Source organism: Xanthomonas euroxanthea (genome assembly GCF_903989455.1).
Taxonomy (GTDB): Bacteria; Pseudomonadota; Gammaproteobacteria; order Xanthomonadales; family Xanthomonadaceae; genus Xanthomonas; species Xanthomonas euroxanthea.
On the sequence record NZ_LR861803.1, the window covers coordinates 3,887,442 to 3,909,210 of the forward strand.

Sequence of the window (21,769 nt, forward strand, 5' to 3'; positions counted from 1 at the left end):
GCGCGATACGCAATCCGCATCAGCTACGCACCGCTGTCTTCATGCAGATCCTGCAACAGCCGCGCAGGTACCTGCGGCAACAACGCCACGTGCCCTGACAGGGCCTGGCGCAAATCGGGAAACACAACGACCTGCGCCTCCTCCCCAACCGCGCTCGCCGGCACAGCGCCGGCCGCGATGGCGCGAGGAAGCGCAGAGGTCGATCACTTCTGCGCGGCGTACTCGGCAACGGCCAGGCGCAGGCGCGCCAGGCCATCGGCCAACTCGGCATCGGTCAGATTCAGTGCCGGCACGAAGCGCAGCACATCCGGCCCCGCCTGCAACAGCAACACGCCATGGTTGGCGGCGAAATCCAGGATCGCGCCGGCCTGCCCGGCATGCGCCGGCGCCAGTACCGCGCCCAGCATCAGGCCGCGTCCGCGGATCTGTGCGAACAGGCCGAACTCGGCGTTGAGCGCCTCCAGGCCGGCACGCAGCGCCGCCGACTGACGCTCCACATTCTCGGCGATCTGCGGCGAAGCCAGCTTGCGCAGCGCCACCCGCGCCACCGCCGCGGCCAGCGGATTACCGCCGAAGGTGGTGCCATGCGCGCCGAACTGCATGGTTTCGGCCACCTTGGGGCCGGCCAGCATTGCGCCGATCGGGAAGCCGCCACCCAGCGCCTTGGCCAGCGTCACGATGTCCGGCGTCACCTGCTCCTGCCAATGCGCGAACAGCGTGCCGGTACGGCCCATGCCGCACTGGATCTCGTCCAGCACCAGCAGCGCATCGTGCTGGTCGCACAGCGCGCGCACGCGGCTCAGGAAACCCGGCGCGGCTGGCATCACCCCACCCTCGCCCTGGATCGGCTCGACCATCACCGCGGCCACGTCGCCCGAGGCCATGGCCGCCTCCAGCGCCGCCACGTCGTTGAAGTCCACATAGCGAAACCCGCCGGGCAGCGGCTCGTAGCCTTCCTGGTACTTGGGCTGCGCGGTCGCGGTGACCGCAGCCAGGGTGCGCCCGTGGAAGCTGCCGCGGAAGGTCACGATGACGCGCTTGTCGGCCGCGCGGCCGTGACTGCTGGCCCACTTGCGTACCAGCTTGATCGCCGCCTCGTTGGCCTCGGTCCCCGAGTTGCACAGGAACACCTTGTGCGCGAAGCGCGAAGCGGTCACCAGCTCTTCGGCCAGCTGCAGCGGCGGTGCGCTGAAGAACACGTTGCTGGTGTGCCACAGCTTGCCGGCCTGTTCGGTCAGCGCGGCCATCAGATCCGGATCGTTGTGCCCCAGCCCGTTGACCGCGATGCCGGCGGACAGATCCACATACTCGCGGCCCTGGTCGTCCCACACGCGACTGCCCTGGCCACGCTCCAGCACCACCCGGCGCGGGCGGTACACCGGCAGGTAGTAATGCGCGAGGGACAGGGGCGAATCGGCAGCGGTGCTCATGATGGTGGGTCGCAGAAGCGGAGGGAGAACGCGCATTCTCGCGCATTCGCCGGCCTGCGGCACAATGCGCGGATGCGCCCTTTCTCCGATCCCCAGCTCACTCCCGCCACCGACCACGGCTGGCGCCGGCAATGGTTCGACATCATCTACCGGCACGACACCCGTCCGTCGCGCAATTTCGACCTGATGCTGGTGGTGGCGATCCTCACCAGCGTGATGGTGATCATGATCGACAGCGTGCCGCGCATCCACTCGCATTCGGCGCACTGGCTGGTGCCGCTGGAATGGGCGTTCACGGTCCTGTTCACGGTCGAATACGGGTTGCGCCTGGCGGTGGTGCGGCGCCCGCTGCATTACGCCCTCAGCGTGTGGGGCGTGATCGATCTGCTGTCGATCCTGCCCAGCTATCTGTCGTTCTTCGTGCCAGGTGCCCAGACGCTGCTGGTGGTACGCGTGCTGCGCATCCTGCGCCTGTTCCGCATCCTCAAGCTCACCCGCTACATCGAGGAAAGCGGGCAACTGGTGGACGCGCTCTGGCGCAGCCGGCGCAAGGTGCTGGTGTTCCTGTTCAGCGTGCTCACCATCACCGTGATTGCCGGCGCCACGATGTATGTGATCGAAGGCCCGCAACACGGGTTCACCAGCATCCCGACCAGCATGTACTGGGCCATCGTGACCATGGCCACGGTGGGCTTCGGCGACCTGGTGCCGCAGACCACGCTGGGCCGCTTCGTCACCTCGGCCCTGATCCTGATCGGCTACAGCATCATCGCCGTGCCCACCGGCATCTACACCGCCGAACTGGCCAGCACACTGCGCGAAGGCGGCCACGCCGGCAAGCGCGATACCCGCAACTGCCCGCGGTGCGGGCTGGAAGGCCACGCGCCGGATGCGCGTTATTGCCGGCAATGTGCCGAGCCGCTGCCGGAGAGTTCCAACGGCTGACGCGGTGCTGCGGACTTGACGCGACCCCTGCGGCCACCGAGCAGTGGCCGCAGATAGAGCAGCTGATAGACAGCCTTGTAGATCAGCTGTAGCGCCGATGATCTGCGACTTTGCTGCAGGTCCTTGCCCGCCCACCATCGCGGGACACGCCGCAAGTACGTCCATGTAGGCTTTGGCGCGGCATCCCTGCCGCTCAGGGTCCCGCGACGGTGAGCGGGCAAGGACCGGTCGAGACGATCGGTGTGCGGGTGCAAGCAGAGCATGACGTGCGCGCTTCCATAAGAGCACGCCTAATTAGTAATCCAAGACAAGCCGAGCAATGAGCAGGCTTTCAATGAAGCAACCTTGAAACTTCCAGGTGCAGTGTCCTCGCCGGTTGCGGGACCGTGTGGCGGCATGGATGCCGCCACCGAGCCCCAGGGACGGGTTCACGGCGTGTCCCGCAGGCGGTGAGGGCACCGCGCCCTCGACCATTTTTGCTTGAGACCATCTAACAACGCTGAAGGTCAGGATTTCAGCATCTTTGAGGCTTGCACAATCATCTGTTCGATGCGCTTACGCAATGCGACACAGATGCGTGCGCAGCATCAATGCGACATGCGATTGCTCATGTCGATCAGATCGTTGTAGCTGGCCAGCACGGCCTGGCGCGTGCCGCCCGGGGGGAGTGAGCCACTTTCCAGCAGCATCTGCTCGCTCTTGTTCAATGGTGTCTTGGTGCGGATACGCTCGACCAGCCGTCCCGACTCGCGCGCCAGCTTGTCGGCAGAACGTTCCATGTGGCCCCACATCGCATCGCCCTGGCCGACCTTGGCCTTCTGTGCCTCTTCCAGAATGCCCTGGTAGCGTGCGAGCTGGGATTGCGCTGCAGCAAGATCCGGCGTGTCGCTGTCGAGCACCTGCACCAGCTGCTTGCCTTCGCCGATGATCTTCAGGTGATACCAGGAGGCACTGCGGCCCTCTTCCTTTTCGATCGCATCGATCTGCGCCTGGCGACGCATGTCTTCGTTGCGTTCGAGTGCGGCATTCATGGCTTCGCCGGCCTCGAAGAACGCGTGATAGGCCTGCATCAACGGCGCGTGCAGCGCCTTCATGCCCTTGCCGTCATCGCGCAGATAATCCTCGCGGTCGTAGTAGCGCACCGCTTCGCCGATACGCTCGTTGAGCGTGGTGAAGCGTTCCTGATAGGTCTTGGCCACCGGATCGAGCTGGGGGTTGGCGGGCGTTTGCGCCAGTGCCGCGGTCATCGGCGCCCCGCATTCGTCCACGTGATGCGACAGCACCGTGCCCGGTGCATGGATACCGCTCTCCTTGCCGGTCGGGCCGGCCTCGGGGTCCTGCATCCAGCCGATGTATTGCTGGTAGCTCTCATGGATCGGCTGCTCGACACCGTTGAAGCACGTGATGTAGGCATTGATCTTGTCGGCGCCTTCCACTGCGGCGGCGGGCGCGTCTTTCTGGCAGCCGGCAAGCAGTGCGGCGAACGCGATCGCCGCGGCGAGCGGCGCATAACGAAGTTGATGGGTCATCTTGCGTTCCATTGATAGGTTGAAGAAGGTGGCGCCGCAGCGTGCGGCCGAAAGGCATCCGGCGCAGTCGGTCGCCCGGCACGCGCGCGATGGCTGGAAACAGCAGTGATTACTGACGATTGCTTTGGAACACCAGCGCGTTGTAGGTGTTGAGTAACTTGCGCGGCGAGCCTTCGGGCGCCAGCGAGGGGCTATCCAGCCAGCCCTGCTCCATCTTGCTGTAGGGCGTTTTTTCGACCACGCGCTTCACCCGCGCCTTGGCTTGTCTGCGGAAGGTTTCTGCAGCGGTCTCGAAACTGTTCCAGTCCAGCTTGCCCGGCTCCTGGTCGGCCACCTTGGCGTGCGCTTCATCGGAGAGACGGTTGAAGCCGTCCAGCAGCGCGTTGGCACGCGGCACGTCGAACTGCTCCTCTTCCAGCGTATCGGCGATCTGCTTGGCGTCGAGCATCATCGCCAGCCGGTAGTACTCGCGCGTGCGGCCTTCGCCCTGCTCCAGCGTCTTGAGCTTTTCGCGTTGCGCCGCGTCGTTTTGCAGGTCCAGTTCGGCGCTGAAGGCGGTGCTGGCATCGGCGTAGGTGGACAGTGCCTCCATCAGCTGCGGGTGCAGCTGCTTGCCCTTGGCAAACTGGTCGTCCTCGTAATCCTGGCGGGTGTAGTAATCGGCCACTGCGTGACTGATCGGCTGCAGTGCCTTCAATGCCGCGCGATAGTCGCCTGCTGCCTTGTCCAGCGCCGGCAGCGCTGGCTTCGCCGCAGCGGCCGCGCTGACCGGTGCGTCGCACTGCTGCATGTCGCCATCGTCGATATCGTACGGGCCGGTCATGCCGGACTCGTCACCGGTCGGGCCGGCGAACGGGTCCTGCATCCAGCCGGTGTAGTACTTGGCGCCGGCGTGCACCTTCGCGTTGACGCGGTTGAAGCAGTCGATATAGGCGCCGAGCTTGGCGGTCACGCCTTGCAGGGAATCCAGCTGTCCTCCGGTCGTTTTGGTATCGGCACCGTCGGCACCGGTTGCAGGCTGCTGCGACTTGCCGCCACAGGCGGCCACCAGGGCGGACACGCAGACCGCCAGAACAAGCACACGAAACTTCGGAGACACGCGCGGTACATCCTTGTTGGAAACGTTTTCAGCTACACACGATAGCAAACCCGACTGTGAACTGGGTGTGCTCGCCCCAGGTCCGGCCGCAGCCGGGCCTCAACGGCGCGACTGCTGGCGGGGCGCACCTACGCCTTGAAGCACGGCAGCTGCGCGCGCCGAGGCTCGGTCGCGCTCCGTCTCCCGCCCACGAGCGCGGGCCGCGATGTTGGCCGCGCTTAGTCGAGAAACAGATCCGGCAACAGCGCACGCGACGGGTCGACCGCATAACCACTCAGGTCGGTGATGCCGGCCTGGGCCAGGACGGCGTCGTCGATCAGGAACTGGCCATGGAATCCAGCCGCCTTGCGCGTCAGCACTGCATGCGCCGCGTCGGCCATGATCTCCGGCCGGCGACACGCGGCCGCGTCCACGCCGTCGATCATGTTGATCGCATCGGTGGCGATCACGGTGCGCGGCCACAGCGCATTGATCGCCACGCCTTGCGGGCCGAACTCGGCTGCCAGCCCCAGGGTCACCAGGCTCATGCCCATCTTTGCCAGGGTGTAGCCGGTATGCGCGCCCCACCACGCCGGGTTCAAGGACGGTGGCGGCGCCAGCGTGAGGATGTGCGGATTGGGCGCCTGCAACAGATGCGGCAGGCACGCCTGTGCGCACAGAAAACTGCCGCGTGCGTTGACCTGCTGCATCAGATCGAAGCGCTTCATCGGCGTGTCCAACGCACCACGCAACCAGATCGCACTGGCATTGTTGACCAGGATATCGATACCGCCGAAGGCATCGACCGTGGCGGCCACGGCCGCACGCACCTGGTCGTCGTCGCGGATATCGCATTTGAGTGCCAGCGCCTGCCCACCGGCCGCCGTCACCGCCGCGGCCGCGCTATGGATGGTGCCGGGCAACTTGGGATTGGCCACCGCCGATTTGGCCGCAATCGCCACATTGGCCCCATCCCGCGCCGCCCGCAACGCAATCGCCAAGCCAATCCCGCGCGAGGCACCGGTGATGAAGAGGGTTTTGCCGTTTAAGGTCATGGGAATCGGGAGTCGAGAATGGGGAATCGCAAAAGCTTAGCGCCTTGTACGTCCAGCAGCCGACGCACGATCAGCTGCCGCGATGCGCCCTACCGATTCCCTACTCCCGATTCCCGAGTCCCGGCACTTCAGGGCTTCGGCCCCTGCCCCTCGTTGTCTTCCCAGTGCAGCACGCGGCGGGTCACGAAGCGGTAGACCGGTTTGCCGGTGGCGAACCACAGCTTGCGTACCCAGGAGGTGCGCTTGAGCACGCGGCGTTCCACCGGGGTGATCGCGGCCGGGCAATACATGCGCTTGTGCTTGAGCAGGTGGCGCAGGTCTTCGCGGGCAAGCAGGCGCATCCAGCGCGCACGGGGATTGCCGCGTACCGCCAGCTGGAAATCGATCACCGCCGGGCTGCCGTCGTCCTGCACCAGCCAGTTGGCCTCCTTGGCCAGATCGTTATGCGCCACGCCGCGCCGATGCAACTGCTGCAACAACCTGCGCGCGCAGCGGAAGTAGGCAAGATCGCCACGCGGCGGGCGCCGGTACATCGCATCGCCGGCCAGATAGCTGCGATCCAGATGGCACCCGTCCCAGCGCAACAGCCGCGGCGTGCGTGGCAAGCCATCCAGCTGGCGCAGGGCCAACACTTCGCGCCGCGCCAGCCACCAGGCCACTCCGCGCAACAGCCACGGCGCCACGCTCAGGTCGCGCCGCACGAACAGGCGGTCGGCCTCGCGGATCAACAGGATGCGCCCGAAGGTATCGGACTTCAGCGGCAGATTGGCGGCGGGATCGTCACTCATCCCCCATTGTAGGCGGGGCGCCCGCATCGCCACAGCGCGCGTTGCCCCTGCGGTCTTGCCCGCTCGCAACCTGAGGTGAAGCGGCCGGGCCGATGTGATGACGGCGAAGTCACCTCGTCGCCATGCCCACCTATAATCGTGGGATGAATTCATGGATCGACGCCACGCTGGAGTGGATCGGACACCACCCCACCCTGGCTGGCGTGGCGATCTTTGCCATCGCATTTTCCGATGCGGTGATCGTGCTCGGCGCCATCGTACCGGCGCTGCCGTTGCTGTTCGCCATCGGCGTGCTGATCGGGCTGGGCCAGATCAACGGGCCGTATGCGGTGGCCTGCGCCGCCCTGGGCGCCTTCGCCGGCGATACGCTGAGCTTCTGGGTCGGCCACCGGTGGGGTCACCAGTTGCACACCTACTGGCCGTTCCGCCGTTACCCGCAGTTGCTGGAGCGTGGCGAGCTGCTGTTTCGACGCAATGCCTTCAAGAGCATCCTGATCGCCCGTTACGTGGGCGCGGTGCGGCCGTTCGTGCCGGCCATCGCCGGCATGTCGCACATGCCGTTCAAGCGCTATCTGGTCGCCAGCGGCCTGGCCTGCATCTCGTGGGCGCTGCTGTTCCTGGTGCCCGGCTGGGTGCTGGGCACCGCCTACGACGCGGTGGCCGCGGTGGCCGGCCGCCTGTTCGTGGTGGTCACCTTGCTGGCTGCAGTGATCGGCCTGGCCTGGGCGATGGTGCTGTACTCCTACCGCTGGTCGGCCGGCCATCTGGATGCCCTGCTGGCGCGGCTGCTGGAGTGGTCGCATCGGCATCCGGTCCTGGGCAACTGGTCGGTGAGCGTGTTCGACCCGCGCCGCCGCGAGTCGGTGCCACTGGCGATGATGGCGTTGATGCTGTTGCTGCTGGGCTGGGGCTGGTTCGTGTTGCTGATGGTGGTGCTGGCGCATGGCGAGCCGCTGCGCGTGGACCTGGCCGTGCACGACCTGATGCTGGCACTGCGCAACCCGCTGGCCGACTACCCGATGGTGGCGCTGGCCTCGCTGGGCGACTGGCAGGTGCTGCTGCCGGCGATCGCGGCGGCCATGGGCTACCTGGCCTGGCGGCGCCGCTGGATGGCGGTGACGCACTGGGTGATCGCGCTGGCCTTCGGCCTGGCGTTGACCCAGTTGCTGGGCGCCACCGTGCAGGTGGTGCGCCCGCCGGCGGCCAGCAGCGGTTTCGGGTTTCCGTCGGTGGCGGTCACCATGGCCACGATCGGCTTTGGTTTCTTCGCGCTGCTGATCGCGCGCGAGCTGCCGGGCCGGCGCCGGGTGTGGCCGTATCTGGTCAGTGGCGCGATGGTGTCGCTGATCGGCTTTGCGCGCCTGTACCTGGGCGCACACTGGCTCAGCGACGTGGTCGGCGGCATGCTGTTCGGCATCTTCTGGCTGCTGGTGCTGGGCATCGCCTATCGCCGTCGGGCCACCCGCGCGTTCTGGGTCAAGCCGGTCTCGTGGATCTTCTACGGTGTGTTCCTGACCTGCGCGATCGTATTCGCGCCGCGCAATCTGGACACCAAACTGGCCAAGTTCGAACCGCCGCCGCCGTTGCTGATGGAATTGCCCGCCGATGACTGGTGGAACGGCCAGTGGCGCCTGCTGCCCGCACGCCGCAATGAATTCGACGACGACCAGCGCTGGCCGCTGGACGTGCAGCTAGCCGGCCCGCTGGCACCGCTGCAGCGCCAGCTGGAAGCACGCGGCTGGCGGGTGCAACCGCAGGCCGGCTGGGAACAGGCCCTGCACCTGCTGGATGTCAGCGGCCGCCCGGACGAGGTGCCGATTCTGCCGGCCACGCTGGACACGCAGGTCGAAGCCCTGCTGATGGTGCGTCACGCGGCGCCCGGCCATGTGCATGTGTTGCGCCTGTGGCCGGCGGCCGCGCGCCTGCAGCCCGGCGCCCAACCGCTATGGGTGGGCAGCACCCAGACCCTGCGCTACAGCCGGCACTTCAGCCTGATCGGCCTGTGGTACCCGCTGCGCGGGGTCGACCCGGCACTGAGCGCGTTGCGCCAGGCACTGGACCCCCTGCCGCATCGCCTGGAACAGCGTCGACGCTCGCAGGTGCCCGTGATCCTGATCGACAGCAGGTCGGGAAATGCGTTGCGGCCGGAGGACAAGGACAACGCTGCACCGCAGGCGGAAACCACCGCATCCCACCCGGCGGCATCGGCGTCGTCACACCAGCGCCGTTGATCGATCGGGCTACAGCGGCGATCGGCCAGCGACCGCGCGCGCAGTACTGGAGATAAGAGCTACTTGCAGGGTGTCCCGCGCTGGTAGGCGGGCAGAGGGGCCCTGCAGCCAAGCCGCAGGTCAGCCGCTCTACAACCGACGCATCTGCACCGTTCGATTACCTGAAAGCGTGCGCTTCAGCGCCGTTTGGATGCGCACAAGCCGCATTGGTCGAGGCGCGATGCACTCACCACAACACGCCATCCACCGGCTGCATCGGTTCCGGCGCCTGTTCGCCGATTGCCTGCAACGCGTCGATTTCCACCGTGCGGCACATGCTGTCCAGCGGCAGATCGTGGATGGTATTGGCGAACGGGTCGACCAGTTCGTCGCCGATCTTGAGCACCGCCAGGAACATCAGGCCAGCCACGGTCGACCCCACCGGCGTTGCGTATTGCAGCGTCTCCACCAGGCCGATCGGCAGCAGGACGCAGAACAGCCGCGTAAACAGGTTCGGATAGAACCGGTACTGATACGGTAACGGCGTATTCTTCAGCCGCTCCATGCCGCCCTGCGCGTTGGCGATATCCACCAGGATGCGCTCGACACTGGCTTGTTGAATGCTGTCGATCCAGCCATCGCGACGTGCCTGCTCGACGTTGCGTCCGGTGGCGTCGAGCAGGCCGTTGGCGACATTGGTGCGCGTGATCACCGCGGCCACTTCGTCGGCGTGCAGGCGCGGCTCCAGCGCCATCGCCACCGGGAGCCGCCGTAGCTGGCACCGCAACGCATTGACGTAGGCGATCTGGCGCAACGCAATGCTGCGGCCCAGCGTGGCCGCTTCCGGCGCGGACAGGATGCTGATGCTCAAACGCACCAGATTGCGCGATGCATTGATCATCTGGCCCCACAGCACCCGCCCTTCCCACCAGCGCTGGTAGGTCGAGTTGGCACGAAAGCCCAGGAACAACGCCAGGGCCGAACCGAAGATGGTCAACGGCAATGCAGGCGCGCGGAACGGCAGCACGTAGTAGATGATCGTGATCAACACGTCCCATACGAACAACACCGCCAGGGTCCGCCAGACCTGACTGAACACATCCGCCACACGCGGTTTGACATCGATGATCAAGGCACACTCCGTGGATCGATAACGAGTGACGCCAATGCGCGCATCCACTGCAGGGATGCCATCGGGAGCGCACTCAAGCGTGGCGAGTGTGCCGTTGCAAGGGTGCAAGCGCGGTGATGGGTCACGCGCGCCGTTGTCTTAGTGTCACGGCATCCAGGCGAGCAACTGGTCCAGGCGCCGGTGCGGATCGTCCTGCTGCAACAGCGACAGACGCTGCTGCTCGGTCAATGGCAGCAGTTCGGCCAGCCGCCAGCCGACCCATGCCGCCTGGTCCAGCAGCTCAGGCCCGGCGGAGGCAAATTCGCCACCGACCTGTTCGAGCAGGCGCTCGAGCACGGTTGCCAGCAGGCCATGCTCGGGGCGCAATTCGTCGTCGCTGTCGGGTTCGCACCAGCTCACCTCGCCGACCACCAGCCCGTTGTCACGAATGCGCGAACGCCGTACATGAAAGCGACGCGTGCCGCGCAGGCGCAACACCAGCACGCCGTCGGCGCCGACATCGAAATCCTCGATACGCACTTCGGTGCCGAATGCAGCCGGCGTTGCCGGCACGCCGACCTCGGTGCCATCCAGGATCAGGCACACACCGAAGCTGCTGCCCGTGCGGCCGCTCTCGCGCACCAGATCCAGGTAGCGGCGCTCGAACACGCGCAAGCCCATCGCCGCACCCGGCAACAGCACGCTGTGCAACGGAAACAGCGGCAGGGCGCTGGTGTCGGCGGTGATCGTATGGTCGGTCATCGGGACAATTGCGCCAGAAAGCGACGCGGCGCGCCATCGAAACCGCCATTGGACATGAACACCACATGGTCGCCCGGCTGCGCAATCTCGCCCAGGGTCTGCAGCAGTGCTTCCACGTCATGCGCCACATGCGCATCACCGCGCACCTGCGCGATGATCGGTGCGGCATCCCAGGCCAGTTCGGGCCGATGCAGGAACACCACCGCATCGGCATCGCGCAACGATGGCGCCAACGCCTGCGCATGCGCGCCCGCCCGCATCGAATTGCTGCGCGGCTCCATCGCCACCAGCACGCGCGCCGCGCCGACCTTCGCACGCAGGCCCTGCAAGGTGGTCGCGATCGCGGTGGGGTGATGGGCGAAGTCGTCGTATACGGTGATGTCGCCTGCCTGCCCCAGCAGCTCCAACCGCCGCTTGACGCTCTGAAAGCGCGCCAGCGCCGGCATCACCGTCGCCGGATCCACGCCCACCGCATGCACGGCCGCCAGTGCCGCCAACCCATTGAGCACGTTATGCCGCCCGACCAGCGGCCACTGCACCTGGCCGATCTCCACCCCACGCTGCAGCACCGCGAACGCGCTGCCGTCTGCGGCGATCAAGCGTGCGCTCCAGTCGAGCGCCGCATCGAAACCGAAGCGCTCCACCGGCGTCCAGCAGCCCATCGCCAGCACCTCGGCCAGGCGCGCATCCTCGCCGTTGACGATCAGCCGCCCGCGCGCCGGCACCGTGCGCACCAGATGGTGGAACTGGCGCTGGATCGCGGCCACGTCCGGAAAGATATCGGCGTGGTCGTACTCGAGGTTGTTGAGGATCGCCACCAGCGGCCGGTAGTGCACGAACTTGCTGCGCTTGTCGAAGAAGGCGGTGTCGTATTCGTCGGCTTCCACCACGAACTCGCGCCCCTGGCCCAGCCGGGCCGACACGCCGAAGTCTTCGGCCACGCCACCGATCAGAAAACCCGGTGCGCGCCCGGCGGCGTCCAGCAGATAGCTCAGGATGGTGGTGGTGGTGGTCTTGCCGTGGGTGCCGGCCACCGCCAACGTGTCGCGACCCGGCAACACCTGCTCGGCCAGCCACTGCGCACCGGAGCTATAGCGACGGCCCGCGTCGAGCACCGCTTCCACTGCCGGGTTGCCGCGCGACAAGGCATTGCCGATGACGACATCGCTGGTATCTGCCGAGATATTGGACGGCGCGTAGCCTTGTGCCAGCGCGATGCCAAGGGTTTCCAGCTGGGTGGACATCGGCGGATAGATGGCCTGGTCACTGCCCTCTACCTGCCAGCCAAGTTCGCGCGCAAGGGCGGCGACACCGCCCATGAAGGTCCCGGCAATGCCGAGGATGTGGAGTTTGGTCATGGGCCGCATTGTCGCCGATCGCCGGAGTTGCGGGCCATTCCACGCAACCGCCGACCGTGTTGTCAGGAAACCCCTACCGCATTGTCAGGAATTTCCCGATATGAGAACTGCGTCACATCCATCACTATGCTGAACGCCAGTCGCAGCACCCCTTTGGTCCTACTCCCCAAGAGGCCAAATCCCCAGGGAGCTCATGCTGTGGGGCTCTGAGCAAGCTCATTACTGGCGTTATTCTGCCCCGGTCGTCTTGTACGCCCGGGGTTTTTCTTTTGCGCAATCAATGGGTTGTGACGCCACGCCGGCCGCCGGCGCGCATCTGTGCGGGCCAGGCGTACTGCCCGGCCCACCCCACCCCGGCTCAGCGACCGAGCGCGGTGCCGATACGCTCCAGCACTTCATCCAGCGTGCCCACCCCGTCCACGCGTGCCAGCTTGCCGCGCTGTTCGTAGAAACCGATCACCGGCGCCGTGGAGTCGGTATAGACCTGCAGGCGCTTGCGCACCGACTCGGGATTGTCGTCCTCGCGGCCCTCGGCCTTGGCGCGGCCGGCAATGCGCTCGACCAGCAATTCGCTGGCCACATCCAGCTGCACCACCGCATCCAGCGGCTGACCGATCTTGCCGAGCAGGTCGTCCAGCGCATTGGCCTGCGCCACGTTGCGCGGATAGCCGTCGAGAATGAAGCCCTTGGCGACATCGGCCTGACCAAGCCGCGCCTCCAGCATGCCGAGCAGGATCTCGTCGGAAACCAGATCGCCGCGTGCCATCACTTCCTTGGCCTTCAGGCCCAGCGGTGAGCCGGCGGCCACTTCGGCACGCAGCAGATCGCCGGTGGAAATATGCGGGATCCCAAACTTGTCTTTGAGACGTGTCGCCTGGGTGCCCTTGCCCGAACCGGGCGGTCCCAACAGAACCAATCGCATCAGTGGACTCCACTTTCGAATAAAAACGCGTTGCGGTTGGCGGCGTTAGACTCAGGTCTTCGCCAGCGCTGACCGTATGGTCGTGCAGCTTACCGCATCCGGGGAATGTCCCGGCACTGTCCCCTGCGCCATCGCCCATGTAAGGAGCCCGTCCCCTATGTCCACTGGCAACTTGCTGTACGCCCAATCCGGCGGCGTCACTGCCGTCATCAACGCCACCGCCGCCGGTGTGATCACCGAGGCGCGCGCACGCAAGGTCAAGGTACTGGCCGCACGCAACGGCATCCTGGGCGCCTTGCGCGAGGAGCTGATCGACACCTCGAAGGAGTCCGCCGCCACGATCGCCGCACTGGCGCAGACTCCGGGCGGCGCGTTCGGCTCCTGCCGCTACAAGCTCAAGTCGCTGGAAGAAGACAGTGCCAAATACGAGCGCCTGCTCGAGGTGCTGCGCGCGCACGACGTGCGCTGGTTCCTCTACAACGGCGGCAACGACTCGGCCGACACCGCTTGGAAGGTCTCGCAGCTGGCCAAGGCCTATGGTTACCCGCTGCACTGCATCGGCGTGCCCAAGACCATCGACAACGATCTGGCGGTGACCGACACCTGCCCCGGCTTCGGCTCGGCGGCCAAGTACACCGCGGTGTCGGTCCGCGAGGCCGCACTGGATGTCGCCGCCATGGCCGACACCTCCACCAAGGTCTTCATCTATGAGGCGATGGGCCGCCACGCCGGCTGGCTCGCCGCCGCCGCAGGCCTGGCCGGCCAGGGCCCGGACGATGCACCGCAGGTCATCCTGCTGCCCGAGCGCGCCTACGACCAGGCGGTGTTTCTGGCCAAGGTCAAGCAGGTAGTGGAAAAAGTCGGCTGGTGCGTGGTCGTGGCCAGCGAAGGCATCCAGGACGCGCAGGGCCGTTTCGTCGCCGATGCCGGCGGCGCGACCGACTCGTTCGGCCATGCGCAACTCGGCGGCGTGGCCTCGTTCCTGGCAGCGCAGGTCAAGCAGGAACTCGGCTACAAGGTGCACTGGACGCTGCCCGATTACCTGCAGCGTTCCGCACGCCACCTGGCGTCAAAGACCGACTGGGAACAGGCCCAGGCCGTGGGCAAGGCGGCGGTGCAATACGCCCTCAAGGGCATGAACGCGGTGATCCCGGTGATCGAACGCGTCAGCGACGCACCGTACCGCTGGAAGATCGTGCCGGCCCCGCTGCACAAGGTGGCCAACCACGAAAAGAAGATGCCACCCAGCTTCCTGCGCAAGGACGGCTTCGGCATCACCGAGCGCGCCCGCCGCTATTTCGCCCCGCTGATCAAGGGCGAGGCGCCGCTGGCCTACGGCAGCGACGGCCTGCCGAAGTATGTGACGCTGAAGAATGTGGCGGTGGCGAAGAAATTGCCTGCGTGGGAGGGGTGAGCCACCCAAGTGCAGGCGCCCTCGCTGGCGCGTCTATGCCAGGACACCCACGCTAACCGGCGCTGGGCTATCTGCGGAATCTCCGAATGCACTCTTTAACGAGCCGGCACAGCACGTGCGGATGGACGCCAGGCGCTACTGCCTTGCGCTGAGATAAGAAAGATCACGGCGACATTGCCAGATTGACCCCCAGCGTGATCCATCCACGTGGCGCTACCGCGTGGTCGCGCCCGACAACTAGGTCGACGCTGGACGCCTTTCCCATCAGCCGGCGCATGCCAACTTGTGCGCCCTGCCCGTTGTGATCGTCTCCGGAGGCTTCGGCCAAGAGTGTCCATTTGGGCGTGAGTGCCCGCTCCAGCCCCACTCCCGCAGTGGTGGCATCGGACCCGGCATGCAGCGCGACGAAACCAAGGTTGACGTGAATCCGCGTGGCCGCATCTGCTCCAAGCGACCACGTCAGCGGAACGGTGAGATAGCGCGCGCGTTGCTGCGGTTCTTGCCAAGTACGCTGCAGCCCGACCGCTACTGCCAGCCCCCAGGCATGCTGCTCTGGATCGCGCAGCGTGTGTTTGGCCCCTATATCGAACGCGGTAGATCCATGCCGGACATCGGTCACTCCTAAGGAAAATTCCGTACCCAGGACATTGCAGGCAGGTACCGCCGTGGCCGATGCACCACCTGGCGTTGCACGCCACCAGGCTTCCAGCTGGCATTGGCCACGCGGTGTCACCCCGGCATCGTCGACCACCATGCTCGCCGCCGCGCGCACGGGTACTGGATGCCACAATGCGAAGAAGGCAAGCAGGCTTGGGGAGTATCGCAATACCTTCATAGACGTTCTCAAGACATCAGCGGAGTTGCTGCGCGACTCGGTATCGCGCCGAGCGCAGCGACAAATCGTTGCCAGCGCGTATCGGATGCGGGCAATTGGCGTGCCGGGTCCGGAGTATATGCGTGGCACAAGCCGATGCCGACCACCGGCGCCGCGAACCTGCGGCACGCAGTTGCTTCGCAGTGACGGTGGTCGCTCCCAATGCACGGGGCGGTAACCGTGCGCAACATGCAAGCTGGCGCGACTGTGTTTCTTAAAGCTTGAGCAATGGTTGGATCACTGCTTCGATGTGGATGCCACACAAGCCCGCGGCATCGATAGCAACACCGGCATCGCTCTATTGTCGATGCGCGTCACCCGCATGGCATGCCGCTACGGAGCGTCATGCCACGCGGACCTCTGCACCTCAAACAGCAGCAACGCACCCGCATCATGCCGCACCTGTCACTGACAGGCCTTGCCTTCCATGGTCTGCTGCGCCGCGAACATTGGCACCTGCGCAATCTTGCCGGCGGCAGCCTGTTGCTTCGCATCTTCCAAGTAGATGCGCGACTGGCCTTGGCCATCGAGCTGCGGCTTGGCCTCCACCGGCTTGCGCCAGACGCGCACCACCGCCTGCTGCGCGTGGCAGGCTGCGCTGGGGACGCGGATCACATCGTTGAAGATCCAGCCAGACGCGACGCTGGGCGCGGCCTTGGCGAAATCCACGAAGCGTGCACGCGGCTGGCAGGTGGGACTGCTGCGCACCACCGACAACGTATACGGCTGCGCGGCATTGCCAGTGAACACGCCTTCCAGGCGCGCGCAGGCCTCGGGAATCTGGCGCAGGGTGTGCACGGCGCCGACCGCTTGCGCGGTGCCGGCTGGACGCTGCTTCAATTCCGGCGTCGGTTCGGCAGCGAGCGCTTGGGCGCTGAGCAAGACTGCAGCGATCGTCACGGCATATTTTGCGGCATGGTTCGACATCGTCACTCCTTGGATCGGCTCGATCACGTTGGCCGCAGGCTGTCATGCCGCAACTGAACGACGCGCCAAAGCCGCAGTGGTGGCAGCGGCGCAAGCCGCGGCGCATACTCGCCCGCAATCCGGCCACCTGAACATCGCGACGCGCATTACGGTCCCCATGGCCGTCGAGTCCGTATTCGCCACTCCACTCGCTGCGTGCATCGCCCTTGGTTCGTCCGACCGGACGACATCCATTCTCTGGGAGGGGTCATGCTGGAACACTACGGGTTACTACTTGCGCTGGGCTGTGCAGTCCTGGCAATCGTCTATGGCGGTGTGTCGGCACGCTGGGTGATCGCGCAGCCGAGCGGCAATGCACGCATGCAGGAAATCGCCGCCGCAATCCAGGAAGGCGCACGCGCGTATCTCAACCGGCAATACCTCACCATTTCGATTGCCGGCGGCGTGCTGTTCGTCCTGGTCGGGTTGTTCCTGAGTTGGTACACCGCCGTCGGGTTTGCGATCGGCGCGGTGCTGTCGGGGTTGGCCGGCTATATCGGCATGAACGTGTCGGTCCGTGCCAACGTCCGTACGGCCGAGGCCGCGCGGCATGGCATCGGCCCTGCGATGGATGTGGCGTTCCGTGGCGGTGCCATCACCGGCATGCTGGTGGTCGGCCTGGGACTGCTCGGTGTCGCCGGTTACTACGCGCTGTTGCAAGCGGTGGGACTGCCGCTGGAGCGCAACCTGCATGCACTGGTGGGGCTGGCATTCGGCTCGTCGCTGATTTCGATCTTCGCGCGCCTGGGTGGCGGTATTTTCACCAAGGGTGCGGACGTGGGCGCGGACCTGGTCGGCAAGGTGGAAGCCGGTATCCCCGAGGACGATCCACGCAACCCGGCGGTGATCGCCGACAACGTGGGCGACAATGTCGGCGACTGCGCCGGCATGGCGGCGGATCTGTTTGAAACCTATGCAGTCACCGTGATCGCCACCATGCTGCTGGGCAGCCTGACGCTGGCCGAAACCGGGCCGCAGGCGGTGCTGTACCCGCTGGTGCTGGGTGGTGTCTCCATCATCGCTTCAATCGTGGGCGCCTCGTTCGTCAAGGTCAAAGCAGGCGGCTCGATCATGGGCGCGCTCTACAAGGGCGTGATCGTCTCCGGCGTGCTGGCCGCACTGGCCTACTGGCCGATCACCCAGTCGCTGATGCGCGACAACACGCATGGCGCCACCGCGTTGTATGCGTGCGCCTTGATCGGCCTGGTGCTCACCGGCCTGATCGTCTGGATCACCGAGTACTACACCGGCACCCAGTACAAGCCGGTGCAGCACGTTGCCGCCGCAAGCACCACCGGCCACGGCACCAACATCATTGCCGGGCTTGGCGTCTCGATGAAATCCACTGCGCTGCCGGTCATTGCGGTGTGCGCGGCAATCTGGGGCGCGTTTCATTTTGGCGGCTTGTACGGCATCGCGACCGCAGCGACTGCAATGCTGTCGATGGCCGGCATGATCGTGGCGCTGGATGCGTACGGGCCGATTACCGACAACGCCGGCGGCATCGCCGAAATGGCCGAGTTGCCGCCGGAAGTACGCAACATCACCGATCCGCTGGATGCGGTGGGAAACACCACCAAGGCGGTCACCAAGGGCTATGCGATCGGCTCGGCCGCGCTGGCTGCGCTGGTGCTGTTTGCCGACTACACGCATAACCTGCAGGCGGCCAATCCCGGCCAGGTATTCGCCTTCGACCTGTCCGACCACACCGTGATCATCGGTTTGTTGATCGGCGGCTTGATCCCGTATCTGTTCGGTGCGATGGCGATGGAAGCGGTGGGACGCGCGGCAGGCGCGGTGGTGGAAGAAGTGCGTCGCCAGTTCCGCGAGATCCCCGGGATCATGGCCGGCACCGCCAGGCCCCAGTACGACCGCGCGGTCGACATGCTGACCCGCTCGGCGATCCGCGAAATGATCCTGCCCTCGCTACTGCCGGTGGTGGTGCCGGTGGTGGTCGGGCTGCTGCTGGGGCCGCGGGCACTGGGCGGATTGTTGATCGGCACGATCGTGACCGGCCTGTTCCTGGCGATTTCGATGACCACCGGTGGCGGGGCCTGGGACAACGCCAAAAAGTACATCGAAGACGGCCACTTCGGCGGCAAGGGCAGCGAAGCGCACAAGGCCGCCATCACCGGCGACACGGTAGGCGACCCGTACAAGGACACCGCCGGGCCGGCGATCAATCCGCTGATCAAGATCATCAACATCGTGGCCCTACTGCTGGTACCGCTGCTTTGAGGGCGACGTGCCGCAGGCCGCGGGCTGACCGAAGGTGACGAGGCGTGACCCGGAACGTGCCAACGCACGCCCCGGGTCCCTACGCCACGCCAGGCCCGACGACTGCCTGCGGTGCTTACCTGACCACCGCGGATAAGCCCATTGGCCTGCCGCGTGCGATGCTGGCGTGCTGCATAGCTCGATCGCCCAAGCCGCGCCTGCCCCGCTGCTGCCCGGATGCAGTCACTGCACCAGGCAGCCCGCAGCGCAGCAACCTGCGGTGCGGCATGTACTCAAAGGCAACCGATCAGGCCGTCATAGATCGGCGGCGCGCCACCGGGCAGTGGCTCGAACAGCGGATTGTTCACCGACAGGGTGCGATACATCTCGTCCAGGCGCGTCCCGGCCTTCAGTGGCGCCGTGCAGCGCCAGACCCGGCTGTCCGAGCGCAGGTACCCGCTTTGGGGGTCGACGCTGACCTCGCTGGCGCCGAAGGTCCAGATGCAGCTGCGCACCACCCCGCTCACCCGATGCACCGAGCAGCGGAAGCGCAGCGGCTGGTAGTCGCTGAATTCGCCGCCGCAAAAGGTATCGCCGCAGATCTGGTCGAAGTCGTGCTCCAGGCGCTGTTCCAGATCGACAAAGGCCTCCCAGCCCTCGCCGTTGGCGGGCCAGTCCACCGCGTCGACGAAGACCGGCGGTGACGCAGGCGTCGCCGCACCAGCGAGCTGGGCGGCACCGCAGAGCAGCAGCACAACAAGCAAACGCACAGGCTTGAACATGGCAGTTCCCGAGCAGTGGAGGAGCCTGCAGCGTGCGCCGCGCTGCGTGCCGCGTGGATCGGAGAGCTCCCCGGGATGAATGCGGGCTATGCCGCATATGGCAGTCAGAACATTGCCCATTCAGTGTCGCTGCACCGCAACAGCCGAACGCGTAGAATCGCGCTCCACACACTAGATGACGTCTCGGGAGTTACGCGCATGGGTCTTGAACTGGTCACCTCCGGCAAGAATCTGCCGGAAGAAATCAACGTCGTCATCGAAATTCCAAAGGATTCGGAGCCGGTCAAGTACGAAGTGGACAAGGCCAGCGGCGCGATCTTCGTCGACCGCATCCTGTCCACTCCGATGCGTTACCCCTGCAACTACGGCTATGTGCCCAACACCCTATGTGGCGACGGCGACCCGGCCGACGTGCTGGTGGTGCTGCCGCTGCCGTTGGTGCCCGGCTCGGTGGTGCGTTGCCGTCCGGTCGGCGTGCTGCGCATGAGCGATGAGGCCGGTAGCGACGAGAAGATCCTGGCGGTGCCGATCGAGAAGATCTTCTCCGGCTACGCGCATATCGAGGATATCGACCAGGTGTCCAGCCACTGGATGGAGCGCATCGGTCATTTCTTCGAGCATTACAAGGACTTGGAGAAGGGCAAGTGGGTCAAGCTGGATGGTTGGGGCGGCGCGGCCGAGGCCAAGCGCATCCTGGTGGAGTCGGTGGAACGCTATAATTCCGACGCACCCTGATTCAACGACCGTGATGCAGCCCCGCAGCCGCGGGGCGATCGGGATCACGCTTTTGGCGTGATCCCGGTGACCGCCAGCGGCAGATTGGGTACATTGCCGACAGCGTTTGGCCGGTGTCTGCCACCGGTGACTCTTGGGGAAGTGTCTTGCGTATTCTGTTTGTTGGGGACGAAGCCAGTCTTCCGTCCGAACTGAGCGACTACGTCGCTGATCTGGGTGATCAATGGCAGGTGCAGCAGGTGGCCGATGGTAATTCGGCCATTGAAGCGGCTGCGTTGTCGCCGTTCGATGCGGTCATCGTCGCCCCCGTCTTGCCCGATCTTACTTCCGCCACGCTGCTGGGGCAGATCCGTACACTGCGCCCGGACACCATCCGCATCGCCTTGATCGATGCCCGGGATGGCCAACGCACGCCGCCGGCGCGCATCATTGGCGTGGCGCACCGCTTCCTGCCGATGCCGCTGGCCCCGGAAGTCCTGCTCGAAGCCATCACCAGCCTGGAAGAACTGCGCGATCTGCTCAGCAATCCGCGTCTGCGCGCTGCGATCGGCCGGATCGAAAAACTGCCGTCGCCACCGCACCTGTATCTGAGCCTGATGCATGCCCTGGAAGAGGACGAAGGCACCGATGCGGCCGATATCGCCAAGCTGATCGCTGGCGATCCGGCGATTGCGGCCAAGGTACTGCAGCTGTGCAATTCGGCGTTCTTCTCCGGCGGCCGCAGCATCACCGATCTGCGCACGGCAGTGACCCGCCTGGGCGTGGCCACGCTGCGCGACCTGGTCCTGGCCAGCGAAGTGTTCTCGGTACAGACCCTGACCCCGGCCGAACGCAATGCGATGCAGCGCCGCGCCCTGCTCTCTTCGCGCCTGGCGGCGAAGGTATTGCCGCCGACCAGCGCAGAACTCGGCTCCACCGCCGCGCTGCTGGCCGACATCGGGCTGCTGCTGCCCGGTGTGCGCGACGAGCGCGAACCGGCGCTGGAAGGCGGTGACGATCGCCTGGGCCACACCGAGGCCGGCGCGTACCTGCTCGGCCTGTGGGGCCTGCCGATGCCGATCATCGAAGCGGTGGCCTTCCATCGCCACCCGCAGCGCTCCAGCCTGCGCAGTTTCTGGGTGACCGGCGCGGTGCATGTGGCGACCGCATTGGCCAGCGGCGAAACCGTGGACGAAGAGTACCTGTCCAAGGTCGGCGTGCTCACCCGCCTGCCGGCCTGGCGCGAACAGGCCGATACCTTGCTGGGGCTTGCCGAGGCGTGAGTCAGCAGGTCGCCTAATGTCCCTACTCTCATTCAGGGTGTGAAAGTAGATAGTCAATGAATCGGAGGGGCATTCACGCGACCAGTACTCCTGCCACTACTGCATCAGCGCATATACATGCTCTCTCCGGAGGCTACATACCTAACAGGAAACTCGCGTCCGGCGAGGCCTCGTAAGTGCATCCGCTCGGCAAGCGGCTCGGCTTCATGTAACGATCGCTAGACGGTCTAGCGCGTAATCGATACTGTTCTCAACAAGATGCCTGCTGCCATTTCATCTATTGAAGCACCAGACATCAAGACCCACGCAGTCCTCGCTTGCGACGAGCAAT

The 21,769-nt window shown here is 65.7% G+C and carries 18 protein-coding genes; 6 read left to right on the top strand and 12 right to left on the bottom strand.

Annotated elements, in window-relative coordinates; all coding sequences use genetic code 11:
• Positions 1-203: 203 nt before the first annotated feature.
• Positions 204-1,430, bottom strand: a complete 1,227-nt coding sequence (locus H7A86_RS16235; RefSeq protein WP_119131477.1) for an acetylornithine transaminase — start codon at positions 1,428-1,430, stop codon at positions 204-206.
• Between the two features lie 72 nt (positions 1,431-1,502).
• Here H7A86_RS16235 and H7A86_RS16240 point away from each other — a divergent pair, with 72 nt between their 5' ends.
• Entirely contained in the window at positions 1,503-2,375 is an 873-nt protein-coding gene (locus H7A86_RS16240) for an ion transporter (RefSeq protein ID WP_104584053.1), read from the top strand.
• A gap of 587 nt (positions 2,376-2,962) precedes the next feature.
• On the opposite strand, the gene H7A86_RS16245 is transcribed toward H7A86_RS16240, so the two are convergent.
• The 4 genes from H7A86_RS16245 to H7A86_RS16260 all read right to left on the bottom strand — a co-directional run bounded on the left by H7A86_RS16245 (position 2,963) and on the right by H7A86_RS16260 (position 6,825).
• Positions 2,963-3,904, bottom strand: coding sequence for a YiiG family protein (locus H7A86_RS16245; RefSeq protein WP_232099115.1), 942 nt, complete (start codon positions 3,902-3,904; stop codon positions 2,963-2,965).
• Positions 3,905-4,013: 109 nt separating this feature from the next.
• Complete coding sequence (locus H7A86_RS16250; RefSeq protein ID WP_119130996.1) at positions 4,014-5,003, bottom strand: YiiG family protein; 990 nt, start codon at positions 5,001-5,003, stop codon at positions 4,014-4,016.
• Between the two features lie 218 nt (positions 5,004-5,221).
• Positions 5,222-6,037 (bottom strand): SDR family oxidoreductase, encoded by an 816-nt coding sequence (locus tag H7A86_RS16255; RefSeq protein WP_119130995.1) that lies wholly within the window; start codon positions 6,035-6,037, stop codon positions 5,222-5,224.
• Between the two features lie 128 nt (positions 6,038-6,165).
• Positions 6,166-6,825: a serine/threonine-protein kinase gene (locus tag H7A86_RS16260; protein ID WP_119130994.1), complete on the bottom strand. Its 660-nt coding sequence runs from the start codon at positions 6,823-6,825 to the stop codon at positions 6,166-6,168.
• 143 nt (positions 6,826-6,968) lie between these two features.
• On the opposite strand from H7A86_RS16260, the gene H7A86_RS16265 reads away from it, so the two are divergent.
• On the top strand, positions 6,969-9,056 hold the full coding sequence (locus H7A86_RS16265; protein ID WP_119130993.1) for a bifunctional DedA family/phosphatase PAP2 family protein: 2,088 nt from the start codon (positions 6,969-6,971) through the stop codon (positions 9,054-9,056).
• A gap of 226 nt (positions 9,057-9,282) precedes the next feature.
• Here the strand turns inward: H7A86_RS16265 and H7A86_RS16270 are convergent, their stop codons facing one another.
• From H7A86_RS16270 to H7A86_RS16285, 4 genes are all read right to left on the bottom strand, one after another.
• Positions 9,283-10,167: a bestrophin family protein gene (locus H7A86_RS16270; RefSeq protein ID WP_119130992.1), complete on the bottom strand. Its 885-nt coding sequence runs from the start codon at positions 10,165-10,167 to the stop codon at positions 9,283-9,285.
• A gap of 144 nt (positions 10,168-10,311) precedes the next feature.
• Positions 10,312-10,908 (bottom strand): LON peptidase substrate-binding domain-containing protein, encoded by a 597-nt coding sequence (locus H7A86_RS16275; protein WP_180707921.1) that lies wholly within the window; start codon positions 10,906-10,908, stop codon positions 10,312-10,314.
• The gene (gene mpl / locus H7A86_RS16280) at positions 10,905-12,275 is read right to left on the bottom strand and encodes a UDP-N-acetylmuramate:L-alanyl-gamma-D-glutamyl-meso-diaminopimelate ligase (RefSeq protein WP_180707922.1); all 1,371 of its coding nucleotides are present in this window, start codon (positions 12,273-12,275) and stop codon (positions 10,905-10,907) included. The genes H7A86_RS16275 and mpl overlap by 4 nt, the downstream gene beginning before the upstream one ends.
• 349 nt (positions 12,276-12,624) lie before the next feature.
• Positions 12,625-13,188: an adenylate kinase gene (locus H7A86_RS16285; protein ID WP_104648828.1), complete on the bottom strand. Its 564-nt coding sequence runs from the start codon at positions 13,186-13,188 to the stop codon at positions 12,625-12,627.
• A 157-nt stretch (positions 13,189-13,345) separates the two neighbouring features.
• On the opposite strand from H7A86_RS16285, the gene H7A86_RS16290 reads away from it, so the two are divergent.
• Positions 13,346-14,602, top strand: a complete 1,257-nt coding sequence (locus tag H7A86_RS16290) for a 6-phosphofructokinase (RefSeq protein ID WP_119130990.1) — start codon at positions 13,346-13,348, stop codon at positions 14,600-14,602.
• Between the two features lie 163 nt (positions 14,603-14,765).
• Here H7A86_RS16290 and H7A86_RS16295 read toward each other — a convergent pair whose 3' ends face one another.
• On the bottom strand, positions 14,766-15,437 hold the full coding sequence (locus H7A86_RS16295) for a hypothetical protein (protein WP_104648826.1): 672 nt from the start codon (positions 15,435-15,437) through the stop codon (positions 14,766-14,768).
• Between the two features lie 444 nt (positions 15,438-15,881).
• Positions 15,882-16,403: a hypothetical protein gene (locus tag H7A86_RS16300; protein ID WP_119130989.1), complete on the bottom strand. Its 522-nt coding sequence runs from the start codon at positions 16,401-16,403 to the stop codon at positions 15,882-15,884.
• A 249-nt stretch (positions 16,404-16,652) separates the two neighbouring features.
• On the opposite strand from H7A86_RS16300, the gene H7A86_RS16305 reads away from it, so the two are divergent.
• The gene (locus H7A86_RS16305; protein ID WP_104648824.1) at positions 16,653-18,680 is read left to right on the top strand and encodes a sodium-translocating pyrophosphatase; all 2,028 of its coding nucleotides are present in this window, start codon (positions 16,653-16,655) and stop codon (positions 18,678-18,680) included.
• Positions 18,681-18,952: 272 nt separating this feature from the next.
• Here the strand turns inward: H7A86_RS16305 and H7A86_RS16310 are convergent, their stop codons facing one another.
• Complete coding sequence (locus H7A86_RS16310; protein WP_104584040.1) at positions 18,953-19,441, bottom strand: hypothetical protein; 489 nt, start codon at positions 19,439-19,441, stop codon at positions 18,953-18,955.
• Positions 19,442-19,639: 198 nt separating this feature from the next.
• On the opposite strand from H7A86_RS16310, the gene ppa reads away from it, so the two are divergent.
• Both ppa and H7A86_RS16320 read left to right on the top strand, forming a co-directional pair.
• Entirely contained in the window at positions 19,640-20,176 is a 537-nt protein-coding gene (gene ppa, locus H7A86_RS16315) for an inorganic diphosphatase (protein ID WP_002804918.1), read from the top strand.
• 113 nt (positions 20,177-20,289) lie between these two features.
• Complete coding sequence (locus H7A86_RS16320; protein ID WP_164739760.1) at positions 20,290-21,438, top strand: HDOD domain-containing protein; 1,149 nt, start codon at positions 20,290-20,292, stop codon at positions 21,436-21,438.
• Positions 21,439-21,769: the final 331 nt, after the last annotated feature.

What these genes read in the sequence shown, in the direction of transcription:
- H7A86_RS16235 (WP_119131477.1), bottom strand. Translation starts at nt 1,430, where the DNA reads ATGAGCACCGCTGCCGATTCGCCCCTGTCCCTCGCGCATTACTACCTG.
- H7A86_RS16240 (WP_104584053.1), top strand. Translation starts at nt 1,503, where the DNA reads ATGCGCCCTTTCTCCGATCCCCAGCTCACTCCCGCCACCGACCACGGC.
- H7A86_RS16245 (WP_232099115.1), bottom strand. Translation starts at nt 3,904, where the DNA reads ATGACCCATCAACTTCGTTATGCGCCGCTCGCCGCGGCGATCGCGTTC.
- H7A86_RS16255 (WP_119130995.1), bottom strand. Translation starts at nt 6,037, where the DNA reads ATGACCTTAAACGGCAAAACCCTCTTCATCACCGGTGCCTCGCGCGGG.
- H7A86_RS16260 (WP_119130994.1), bottom strand. Translation starts at nt 6,825, where the DNA reads ATGAGTGACGATCCCGCCGCCAATCTGCCGCTGAAGTCCGATACCTTC.
- H7A86_RS16265 (WP_119130993.1), top strand. Translation starts at nt 6,969, where the DNA reads ATGAATTCATGGATCGACGCCACGCTGGAGTGGATCGGACACCACCCC.
- H7A86_RS16275 (WP_180707921.1), bottom strand. Translation starts at nt 10,908, where the DNA reads ATGACCGACCATACGATCACCGCCGACACCAGCGCCCTGCCGCTGTTT.
- mpl (WP_180707922.1), bottom strand. Translation starts at nt 12,275, where the DNA reads ATGCGGCCCATGACCAAACTCCACATCCTCGGCATTGCCGGGACCTTC.
- H7A86_RS16285 (WP_104648828.1), bottom strand. Translation starts at nt 13,188, where the DNA reads ATGCGATTGGTTCTGTTGGGACCGCCCGGTTCGGGCAAGGGCACCCAG.
- H7A86_RS16290 (WP_119130990.1), top strand. Translation starts at nt 13,346, where the DNA reads ATGTCCACTGGCAACTTGCTGTACGCCCAATCCGGCGGCGTCACTGCC.
- H7A86_RS16295 (WP_104648826.1), bottom strand. Translation starts at nt 15,437, where the DNA reads ATGAAGGTATTGCGATACTCCCCAAGCCTGCTTGCCTTCTTCGCATTG.
- H7A86_RS16300 (WP_119130989.1), bottom strand. Translation starts at nt 16,403, where the DNA reads ATGTCGAACCATGCCGCAAAATATGCCGTGACGATCGCTGCAGTCTTG.
- H7A86_RS16305 (WP_104648824.1), top strand. Translation starts at nt 16,653, where the DNA reads ATGCTGGAACACTACGGGTTACTACTTGCGCTGGGCTGTGCAGTCCTG.
- H7A86_RS16310 (WP_104584040.1), bottom strand. Translation starts at nt 19,441, where the DNA reads ATGTTCAAGCCTGTGCGTTTGCTTGTTGTGCTGCTGCTCTGCGGTGCC.
- ppa (WP_002804918.1), top strand. Translation starts at nt 19,640, where the DNA reads ATGGGTCTTGAACTGGTCACCTCCGGCAAGAATCTGCCGGAAGAAATC.